The organism is Paenibacillus sp. P4_A7 (assembly GCF_056402455.1).
In genome coordinates, this window is sequence record NZ_JBFUHJ010000169.1 from 1 (window position 1) to 10,684 (window position 10,684).

8 protein-coding genes, 1 pseudogene and 1 other annotated feature are annotated in these 10,684 nt (G+C 43.0%); of the genes and pseudogenes, 4 read left to right on the forward strand and 5 right to left on the reverse strand.

All coding sequences use genetic code 11. The features are described 5' to 3' along the window. The 3 genes and pseudogenes from AC1DWN_RS18885 to AC1DWN_RS18895 all read left to right on the forward strand — a co-directional run. Window positions 1–1,178 (forward strand): glycerol-3-phosphate dehydrogenase/oxidase (locus tag AC1DWN_RS18885; protein WP_477560450.1); only part of this gene is annotated, 1,178 nt, incomplete at its 5' end. A gap of 980 nt (window positions 1,179–2,158) precedes the next feature. Beyond that, window positions 2,159–3,112, forward strand: a pseudogene (locus tag AC1DWN_RS18890) (cation diffusion facilitator family transporter); the annotation flags it as partial. Window positions 3,113–3,172: 60 nt separating this feature from the next. Then, a complete protein-coding gene (locus AC1DWN_RS18895) occupies window positions 3,173–4,162 on the forward strand; it encodes a Gfo/Idh/MocA family protein (protein ID WP_477560451.1) in 990 nt (329 codons plus the stop codon). 110 nt (window positions 4,163–4,272) lie between these two features. Here AC1DWN_RS18895 and AC1DWN_RS18900 read toward each other — a convergent pair whose 3' ends face one another. From AC1DWN_RS18900 to AC1DWN_RS18920, 5 genes are all read right to left on the reverse strand, one after another. Beyond that, window positions 4,273–5,394, reverse strand: coding sequence for an ABC transporter permease (locus tag AC1DWN_RS18900; RefSeq protein WP_477560452.1), 1,122 nt, complete (start codon window positions 5,392–5,394; stop codon window positions 4,273–4,275). Continuing rightward, window positions 5,395–6,324 carry an ABC transporter ATP-binding protein gene (locus AC1DWN_RS18905; protein WP_477560453.1) on the reverse strand — a complete coding sequence of 310 codons (930 nt, stop codon included), beginning with the start codon at window positions 6,322–6,324 and terminating at the stop codon, window positions 5,395–5,397. Between the two features lie 307 nt (window positions 6,325–6,631). After that, window positions 6,632–7,441, reverse strand: coding sequence for a class I SAM-dependent methyltransferase (locus AC1DWN_RS18910; RefSeq protein WP_477560454.1), 810 nt, complete (start codon window positions 7,439–7,441; stop codon window positions 6,632–6,634). A 58-nt stretch (window positions 7,442–7,499) separates the two neighbouring features. Beyond that, window positions 7,500–7,728 (reverse strand) — a binding site (T-box leader). A 165-nt stretch (window positions 7,729–7,893) separates the two neighbouring features. Beyond that, entirely contained in the window at window positions 7,894–8,376 is a 483-nt protein-coding gene (locus AC1DWN_RS18915; RefSeq protein WP_477560455.1) for an NUDIX hydrolase, read from the reverse strand. Window positions 8,377–8,435: 59 nt separating this feature from the next. After that, the gene (locus AC1DWN_RS18920) at window positions 8,436–9,305 is read right to left on the reverse strand and encodes a VOC family protein (protein ID WP_477560456.1); all 870 of its coding nucleotides are present in this window, start codon (window positions 9,303–9,305) and stop codon (window positions 8,436–8,438) included. Window positions 9,306–9,541: 236 nt separating this feature from the next. Here AC1DWN_RS18920 and wsfD point away from each other — a divergent pair. Next, on the forward strand, window positions 9,542–10,684 hold a 1,143-nt coding region (gene wsfD / locus AC1DWN_RS18925), incomplete at its 3' end, for a glycan biosynthesis hexose transferase WsfD (RefSeq protein WP_477560457.1).

The following is a 10,684-nucleotide window of genomic DNA, read 5'->3' on the forward strand; positions in this document are numbered from 1 at the left end:
ATTATGTTGAATATCGAACTGATGATGCCCGGCTTACGATAGAAGTGATGAAGAAAGCGGTAGAAACTGGTGCGATGGCTGTTAACTATACGAAGGTTGAAAACTTGCGTTATGATCAAAGTGGCAAAATTATCGGTGCGTTGGTTCGCGATCAGATAAGCGGATCTGAGCACAACATTACAGCCGCAAAAATTGTGAATGCGACAGGACCATGGGTTGACGTGCTGCGTGAAATGGATGGTTCAAAGCAGGGAAAGACGCTGCGTTTAACAAAAGGTGTTCATCTTGTGTTTGATGAAAGCCGCTTTCCGTTGAAGCAAGCTGTTTATTTTGATACGCCAGATGGACGGATGGTATTCGCTATTCCTCGCGAGGGTAAGACGTACTTTGGAACAACGGATACGAATTATACAGGAGACACGGTCAATCCTACGGTTACATTAGATGATCGTACTTATTTGCTAGAAGCAGTAAATCTAATGTTTCCAGGATTGAAGCTTGTTGCACAGGATGTTGAATCGAGCTGGGCTGGTCTTAGACCGCTCATTCAGCAGGAAGGGAAATCGCCTTCCGAAATATCTCGACGAGATGAAATTTTCATATCGGACTCCGGACTGATCTCCATAGCAGGCGGGAAGCTTACCGGTTATCGCAAAATGGCAGAGAGCGTCGTCGACAAAGCTGTCGAACTGCTTAAGCAGGAAAATCAGACTGTCGATTACGCGAAGAGTGATACAAAAAAATTACCTATGTCCGGCGGAGACGTAGGCGGGTCGGCTAGCTTTGAACCCTTTGTAATTAAGAAGACAGAAGAAGGGCAGAAATTTGGTTTTAGTGAGCAGGAGGCAGCTTTTCTTGCTAAGCGTTATGGATCAAATATGGATATTCTATTCAAGCTTGCTGAGAGCACACGTAAATGGGCGGATTCCTTTGGATTGCCGCTCGGATTAGCGGTAGAGCTCCGCTATTCGATTGAAGCAGAGATGGCAGTGAAGCCAATCGACTTCTTCATTCGACGTACAGGCGATCTCTTCTTCCGGATCGGGAACGTTCGGAAATGGAAAGAGCCAGTCATTGCAGCGATGGCACAGAAATTAGGTTGGAGCGAGGAGCAGCGTCGTCAATACGTAGAGGAGCTAGAGCAGGCGATGAGTGAGGCAGTTAACGCGTTGAAGTAATGCGGTCAACTCGTTATAGCAATGGCTGTAAACCCATTTAAAATAGAAATAATAAAGAGCATTGTTATCCGATTTAGTCGGTAGCGATGCTCTTTTTTTGCAAAACGGTCTCAAGTTTGAAATGAAATGAGAGCTTGAATACATGAATTCCTTTTCGAATGGAGCGGCATCCTGCGACCGTTGTTCATATTTGATAAATATAAATGTATGGGTGATTTGAGTGTATGTATGGATGGATGGTTTGAATGTATTTTGTCCATTTAAACTGCTGTTATTTTCAATTTTAATGCGTTTGATTGGAAAAGATACAGTCAAATGGGTGAATTTTGGCACTTTAGCTGCGGAACAGTCGATTTGATTGGATGAAATACAGTCAATGTGTGAAACACGTCGTTTTAATGTGGCGTTGATTGTATAAAATACAGTCAAATTAGATGATTGAAGAAATTCCTTTCTCACGATCAGTCAACTACTGTTTTGAGCCGCTAAAATAGAGCAGATTAAAGTTGAGTTTGTACGGGTTAACACATTTGGATGTGAATTGTTATTGTGTATTGCATATGAGGTAAATATTGAATATAATACATATGAGCATATGTTCATATGTATTATATTCAATATTCGATAACTCACTAATTGATGACACGCATTTGTGAGACTAACCTTACATTGGGGAGATAAATATGGCAGATAAAAAACTTGATCAAAATGAGTCGGAGCAGGATGTTTGCAGCAATGCGAAGTATGATCAAAAAGGGTTAGATCGGCATATTTACAGCGATTCGAAGCATGATCATCAAGGATCTGAGCAGCATGCATACCGCGATGCTCAGCATGACCATAAAGAATCAGAGCGGCCTGCCAAGAAAGCGCATGATCAGGAACGCACACATGCACATGATCAGAATCTTACGCATTCGCACGATCATGAACGCACGTATGCGCAAGATCATGAACGCACGCATTCGCATGCGCAAGACCATCATCACGGCCACGGCCATAGTCATAGCCGTAGTCATAGTCACGGCCATAGCCATAGCCACGGTCACCATGGGCATTCGCATGCGCCAAATAATAAAATGGGACTGACAATCGCACTTGTTATTACTTCTGTCATCATGCTATTGGAATTTGTTGGCGGACTGGTTACCAACTCCTTAGCACTGCTTTCCGATTCGGGTCATATGCTTAGTGATACTACGGCTTTAGCATTAAGCTTGGTTGCTATGTGGTTTGCTGTTAGGCCGGCTTCATCTAGTCGAACCTTCGGTTTTCATCGTTTTGAAATATTAGCTGCGTTGTTAAACGGAGTAACTCTGTTTGTTGTTGCCGCCTTTATTATAGTAGAGGCGATAAAACGGATAGGTGAACCGCCGACAGTAGCGAGCGGTACGATGATGACAATCGCGATAATTGGACTTTTGGCTAATTTGGTAAGTGCATGGTTTTTGATGCGGAAGGCTGATGTGAATGACAACTTGAACGTTCGTAGTGCATATCTTCATATTTTGGGCGATGCGTTAGGCTCGGTAGGAGCAATAATTGCAGCGATTCTTATGTCACTGTTCTCCTTGTATATTGCTGATCCGATTATCAGCGTCATAGTAGCCTTACTTATTTTGAAAAGCGCATGGGGCATCATTAAATCATCGGTCCATATTTTAATGGAGGGAACTCCTCCGTCAATTGACACCGGGCAAGTAACAGCTGTTCTGCTACAGATAAAAGGGGTTAAGGATGTACATGATTTGCACATTTGGACGATAACATCAGGACTAGACTCATTAAGCTGTCATCTTGCTGTAGATGATACCGTAGACTGCCAAGTGGTGCTGCAAGAAGCAATAGAACAAGTTGCAGCACAATTTCAAATTGAACATACGACGATCCAAATTGAGAAATCACAGCTGCTGCATCCTAAGTTGAAGGTATAGTGATCTCCCACATCGAATGACAAGGTAAGGATTAGTCAGTAGATAAGGGGAGATTACACTTTGAAAACCATTCGTTGGGGAATAATTGGCTGCGGAAACGTGACGGAAGTAAAGAGTGGGCCTGGCTTTCAGAAAGCCGATAATAGCGCGTTAGTTGCGGTTATGCGTCGTAATGGTGCGCTAGCCGCAGACTATGCAGAGCGGCATGGAATATTTAAATGGTATGATGACGCCGATCAGCTCATTCAAGATTCAGAAGTAGATGCGATCTATGTTGCAACACCTCCCGCTCAGCATAAGGAATATGTGTTGAAATGTGCGAAAGCGGGTAAGCCTGTTTATGTAGAGAAGCCAATGGCTCTTAATTACGAGGAATGCGTGCAGATGATGAAGAGCTGCGAGGAAGCGGGAGTTCCTTTGTTTGTTGCTTTTTATAGGAGGGCGTTGCCTCGCTTCATCCAAATAAAGGAGTTAATTGATAGCGGGGCAATTGGCGACGTTCGGTTCGTTACAATGAAGCAAAGCAAGCAATCTAATATGAAATCCGACAATGAGGTGCTCCCATGGCGTCTGGATAAGGCAATATCGGGCGGCGGTTTGTTTGTTGATTTGGCTAGTCATACTCTAGACATCATGGATTTCTTATTGGGTCCTATTAAAGCGGCAACAGGAAATGCAGGCAATCAGGCGTGGCTGTACTCCGTAGAAGATATCGTTACGGGGAGCTTTTTGTTCGAATCTGGTATTCAAGGTACAGGAGTATGGTGTTTTACAGCCTTCGAGAATGTGGACATCAATGAAATTGTAGGTAGCAAAGGTAAGCTTACTTTTTCTACCTTTGGTGACGAGCCGGTTGTACTTATGACGGACGAAGGCATTACGGAGTTTGAGTCAAAGAGACCGCAGCATATACAGCAGCATTTAATTCAAACGATGGTGAACGAGCTTAATGGCGGAGCGGCAAGTCCAAGTCATGGGGAAAGCGCCGCTCGAACGAGTTGGGTAATGGACCAATTGCTGCAAGGATATACACCATCCGGACGGGTTTAGAAACTCTGGTTGATAGAGTAGCTGTTCTGGCTGTAAGCACCGATCCCGGGCTTACAGCTTAATTTGTGGTTATTTTATTGGTGCAGACCTTGAGACACGAGCGTTCGTCTTTACCTTGATGCTGCAATTGATTTTGCCTTGTATACTTGCAGTCCAACTAAGAAGGACACGACACCCCATAATGCCATGATGCCCATCCCTATCCAGAAAGAGCTCGAGGTTATGCCAGCAGCATAGATAAGACCGTCTCGCATTCCGTCGACGAAGTAGGTGAGGGGGAGCATTTGCGTAACTGGCTGCAACCATGTGGGCAACGATTCAAGCGGGAAAAATACGCCACTAAGAAACATCATAAGCATGCTCGCGATATTAGCCATCCCCATGTAAGCCTCGATTGATTTGCTGAACGAGGAGAACAAATACCCCATCGCATTAAATACCAATCCACCTGTGATAAATGCAATAACTAAACTGAATACATTAATATGCAAGTTAGCACCAAAGCCAAATACGCCGATCAATGATAAAATAATGATTTGAATAACGCCAAGTATGAGTCGGACAAGCATGCCGGCTAATCCGTAAAGTCCCATTTTCGCCGGAGTCATACGTAACCGCTTCATCAAGCCGCGCCGCCGCATTTCTACGAGATCAACCATTCCGAACAACCCGCCTTGAGCAACCGATAAGCCAATCATGCCAGTAAGTAGAAAATCCTCATAGTTGAGATCTTCAGCACCGGAAGAAACGGAGTCCATCGTCATGCTGATGGTTGGCGAGGCGCCGACTATGGCGAAGTTAGCTTGTTGAATAAATTTGTCTAAAATACCGGAGATTGCTTGTGTGGAAGCCCCTTTTTCATCCTGTTTATTCACAATTAACTGAAGCTTCGCAGCACTTTCCGATTCTGGCAGCACGATGAGCGCATCGATATCTTGATTTTCAACCCACTCCGTGCCCTTCTCCTTACTAACCGGCTGCTCTTCTTTAAATTCAAAAACCGATATTTGCCGAAGCTGCTCTATTAGTAGTTTTGATGTCGCGTTAGGCTGCGGCTCAACAACGGCTATCGTGGCCTTAAAGCTGCTGCTGGTACCACCTCCGAAAATAACCATAAATAACACCATTAATATGACTGGGAAAAAGATGTTCCAAAACCAGACTTGTTTTTCACGAGACATCATTTTGATTTGGGAAGTGAACATTTTTGAAAATTGCTTGGCGTTATTCATTTAGTCCCTCCATTCTTTGCCGGTGAAGGCAATGAACACATCTTCGAGGCTCATCTCACGAATTGAGATTTGCTCTACCCGAAAACCGCGGTCTTTTGTAAATCCGAATAGCTCATACAACGTATCCTCTGGCTGTGTTGTCCACAGCTGAAGCGATGAGCCTTCCCGATTCGTGCGGACCACGGCGTGGTGGAGGCTCGCAACTTTTTCTGTTTCTATGGCCGCTGCTTCTCCATCCATAAAGGAAAGGCGAACCTCTCTTTCCTTCGTCAACCGTTCAATTAGCGCGGAAGGTGTATCTATCGTAACGACTTTGCCTTGATCAACAATACATACACGGTCGCTGAGTTTCTCGGCTTCTTCCATGTAATGTGTGGTTAGTATTGTTGTTTTTCCAAGCTCCTTCAGCTTTAAAATAATATCCCAAATGTTTCGTCTAGCTTGAGGGTCAAGACCTGTAGTCGGCTCATCGAGAAAAATCAACGAGGGGTCATTAATCATCGCAAGTCCAATTGCGAGCCGCTGCCGCTGTCCACCTGAGAGCTTTTTGACATGCTTATTTCGTTGGTCAGTTAAGCTAATCATTTCGAGAACCTCAGTTGTAGGCCTTGATGTTGGATAGAAGGTAGCGAATAAGTCGAGATTCTCCTCAACCGTTAATAAATCGAATAAAGCTCCCGATTGAGGTTGAACTCCGATCGACACTTTAATTTGCTCGCTGTTCCTCGCCCACGACAAAGGACCAAACATGATTTGACCCGTATCAGGTGTCTGAAGGCCTTCAATCATTTCTAAAGTAGTCGTCTTGCCTGCTCCATTCGGTCCGATGATGGTGAACACTTCTCCGGCTTCCACTGAAAAGCTAATATCGTTTACAGCGCTGACCGAGCCATATGATTTCTGTAAATGACGTACTTCCAATACGGACATAGGATAAACCTCCTAAAGTTTTGTGAAACAACGCTCGCTTCGAAAGCATATGCTTGAAATTCGAGGAACAAAACTCACTTCCGCCGCACACGCTATGAACTCAGCCGTTCTTGAGACTATCCATATTTTATAACAAAGCCAGTTCAGAAGAGTACAGTCTTGAGCATGTTTTACTTGTCGGTCTAGAGGAGGAGAGGATGGCGAGAGGGCGCGCGATTGAAAGGGGATTATAAAGGGGTGTGGGTGAAATCAGGTGCACAAGTGCACCTGAATGTGGCGGATAAGCCGAAATATATAAGTTGCGCTGTTACTTTCTTCTACCTATATACAACAAATGAGAGGAGATTCCCAGAACAGATGGATCGTTAGCCATAGCAATATAAAAGTTTATCAACTTGTCGTACTCACCCTCATCTACCCAGTGTTGCTTTTGCTCATCGGTCAACATTGAAGCGATGCTGGAAGAACCAATTAGATCAATCGTTTCAAATCCATTGCTCTCTATAAAGGGCTTTATTTCATCAATGTTAAAAAAATAAGCTCCCGTAAATCGACCTTTATCACTATGATTAAACGTACCATCATTTTCGTAGAACTCTTTTATAGCGTCCATGTTGTCATTTGGTTTCCAGAATTGAGGGTACTTTAAGCATGTAATAGTCTTTTTTATCCGACTTTGGAAAGCAATAAATATAATGCCGTTTTTCTTAGTCACACGATACAGCTCTCTGACTGCTGATATTCGTTCCTCTTCTTTTTGTAAATGATATAGAGGACCAAGCATCAAAGAAGCATCATAGATCTCATCAGCTAATACATCTAAATGTGTTGCACTTAACACATGAAATCCACTAAACTGCTGTGTTAGTTCTAGATCAGTTGCCTTTTGCTCAGCTATTTCAACTAGTTTAGGCGTTAGGTCAGAGAGCGTTACGTTATATCCGAGCTTCGCCAATTCCATTGCATATTTTCCCGGTCCTGCACCATTATCGAGCACTGTTCCAGATGTAGGGAGGTACTTCTTTATAAAATGCATATTGATAGTGAACTCCAATGGTTCTCTATCTAACCTTCCCCACTCATCAAAATTAGAATAATAATCAATAACATTCTTCATTCACCATAACACCTGCCTCTAGTTTTTTTATAAAAAAACAGAAAAAACCTATCGCCTACAAAGAGGCGATAGGTTTAACCTTCGCGGTACCACTCTTCTTGAATCGTTGTTGTAACATAGCTGACAACGAATCCTTAGAACCCGGTAACGGAGGTGAACCGTTATGATCTAATCATTTTCAATCATATCGCTCATGGGTGAGTTAGGGGAATTATTGGCTGTCTCGCACCTACCGACAGTTCTCTGAACAATAATTATTCCTTAGTAGTCCCAGTCATTGCGTTTAGTCGAATTAGTTTGTATGAATTGTATATTTGCTTACAATTTAATTATTGAAATTTTCCTGATGTATAGAAGAATGATTAATTTCTAAATATATACTATTGCCATAGTAGCAAAAAACTAAATGTAATACAATGAATTTTCGATATTGATCTATACCCCATGATGGGTTATACAGTCCGTTTCAGTTTCAACTCAAACTCGGGCTTGGTTACATACTCCATATAATGTACACTTCCGACGAAGTCCAGATAGGCTTGATAGCGAGTACGGATCGCTGGTGCTGTAACCATATCTAGCACCTTATCCTTTGCAACCCAGCGACTATCTGATGTTTCCTCTGAAGTACACAATTGTCCACCAACGGGTCTGCATGCATAATCCAACATGACTTTAGTAGGAACATCAGTAACACCGTCATGCCATTTATAAAGGGATGTATTCGAATAAACGCCTATCAAGTGAGAAACAGTCGTATCGATACCGCTTTCTTCTTTAATTTCTCTAATTAAAGCATCCATTAGATTTTCTCCGACTTCCACCTGTCCGCCAGGAAATACCCACCCGCCATGCTGTGTTTTCACCAAAAGGACTTCTCCGTGTTCATTAATTACGATACCGCCTACTGCAACAATATGGGTTGGCATAGCCATTCTTATTACCCCCGATTCTAAAAGTAAGCCTCAATCATGAGAAGAGTTCAACACCATAATTAGTGCTTATAGTCGAGACGGATTGCAATGCCTACTGGGTCATGAACGACGAACACATTATTTTGTTCATTGACTGCGACACCTTCGCTGCGAAGATGCTCTAGCAGAGCTTCACGTGCTTTCGTGGAAGGGAACATAATTGTAAAATAGCTCAATCCAACCGCATTCGCGGGAGGCATTGTGGCGCCTTCACCTGCCCAAATATTCATGCCGATATGGTGATGATATCCGCCTGCTGAGACGAAAACGGCTGACATTTGCGCATAATCGCCCACAACATCGAAGCCGAGCTTCTCTTCATAGAAAGTTCTCGATTTTCTCAAATTGCCGACATGTAAATGAACATGTCCGATAACTGTTTGCGGCGGCAAGCCGTTCCATTCAGCTCCTTCACTCAGCGCGAGCAGTTCTTCCAAAGCAATCGGGTCTGTTGCCATCACATAGTCGCCGTTCGCATCACGCTTCCATTGGTCCCGCGGACGATCGGCATAAATTTCGATACCGTTATTGTCAGGGTCTGAAATATACAACGCTTCACTTACCAGATGGTCTCCCTGTCCGATAGGAATGCCGGAACGGATCAAATTGCGCAGCGCAATGGATAGTGAGATGCGACTCGGCAGTAATATCGCAAAATGGTACAGTCCTGCATTTGACCGTCTTGAAGGAACAGCCGCATTTGGAATTTCCTCAAGCATGAGCAGGGGAGTTTCCCCGTCTGTCGAAAACGAAACCGTGCGTTCCGCTTCGTTAAGCATCAAAATTTTCAAACCGACAACGTCTTGATAGAATCGAATCGAGCTCTCTAAATGACTAATCTTTAATTTAACTTCACCAAGTGTAATATTCGGATCGATTTGTGTTGGCATTATGTTCCCTCCTACTGGTTAGTTTTATTTTATGCTTTCTTATGATTTACTACTTACTTTTATATAACTACTTACTTTTAGTATATATTCATTCTGAAAGAATGGCAATATCAAAATCGAAGGGAGGTGAAACTAATGCCTAGTTTCTGTCGTCTTAATCATGTAGAATATTGGGAAATGAGTAAATAAGTTGATGGATGGTCGGAATATTATTACGTAAAATTCAGGAGGCTATTTTGAAAAAACGTTGGTTTAAAAGTGAAATTGCTATTGTTATCGCTGCAGCGGTTGTAATGTTCGTCGTGCTTATGCTATCTCCGATTATAGGTGTAGCCGATAATGGTGACTTTGATCGGATTATGACGGCAGGAGGTATTTATTACGACGCTGATGAGTCGTATCAGGATCGGTATTTTAGTTATTTTCATCAACAATATGAGTATGTTGCTGCGAAGTGGGGCGGTTATGTATCAACCCAAATCTTAATTGTTTTAGTAGCTGGATTAGTGGGCAGAGTGCTGAATGGTGATTTTTTTGATATCCGTGTACTATCGTTCATGTATGCAGTTATGTACTTGGCCGCGCTATATATATGGATGAAGTACAACAAAAGTGAATCCAAGCTGCTGAATGCCGTCACAGTTGCGATTGCGGTATTCGTATTTGTAGATATCGGTTATATTGCTTATTTCAACTCATTCTTTGGCGAGGCTATTACGCTTATATTCATGCTGATGACGTTAGGCTTTGGATTAGCTGTCGTTCAAAGTAAGGAGCCGTCAAAACGATTATTATTGCTTTTCTACATAGCAAGCTTCTGTCTAGTTTGTACAAAGCTGCAAAATGCACCGATTGGCTTGTTGTTAATCTTGATAGGCCTGCGGTTCTGGTCGATAAGGACGGATCGTTCCTGGCGTAAAATGATTGTCATTAGCTCAGCGGTACTGTTATTCGCTACGGCTGTCATGTATTTTGCGGCGCCAAAGGATCTGAAAAACATCAATTTATATCAAAGTGTTTTTTTCGGTATATTGAAGGATTCTCCAAATCCTGAAGCTGCACTGAAGGAGCTAGGACTGCCTGTTGAATTAAAGGTACTGGCGGGCACTAATTATTTTCAGGGCGATACTGCAATCAAACAAAATGATCCTATCCTGTTTGAGCATCTGTATAATAGGCTTGGACACAAGGATGTTCTCTTGTATTATATGAAAAACCCATCACGTTTCATTCAGAAAATGGAGCGCGGAGCAGAGAATGGCATGACCATTCGACCTTACTATCTGGGCAGCTACGACCAATCCGAAGGTAAGCCAAAGGGTGCGGTAGCCTATACGTTCAGCGGCTGGAGTCAGTTTAAACGTGAACATGTCCCAAAT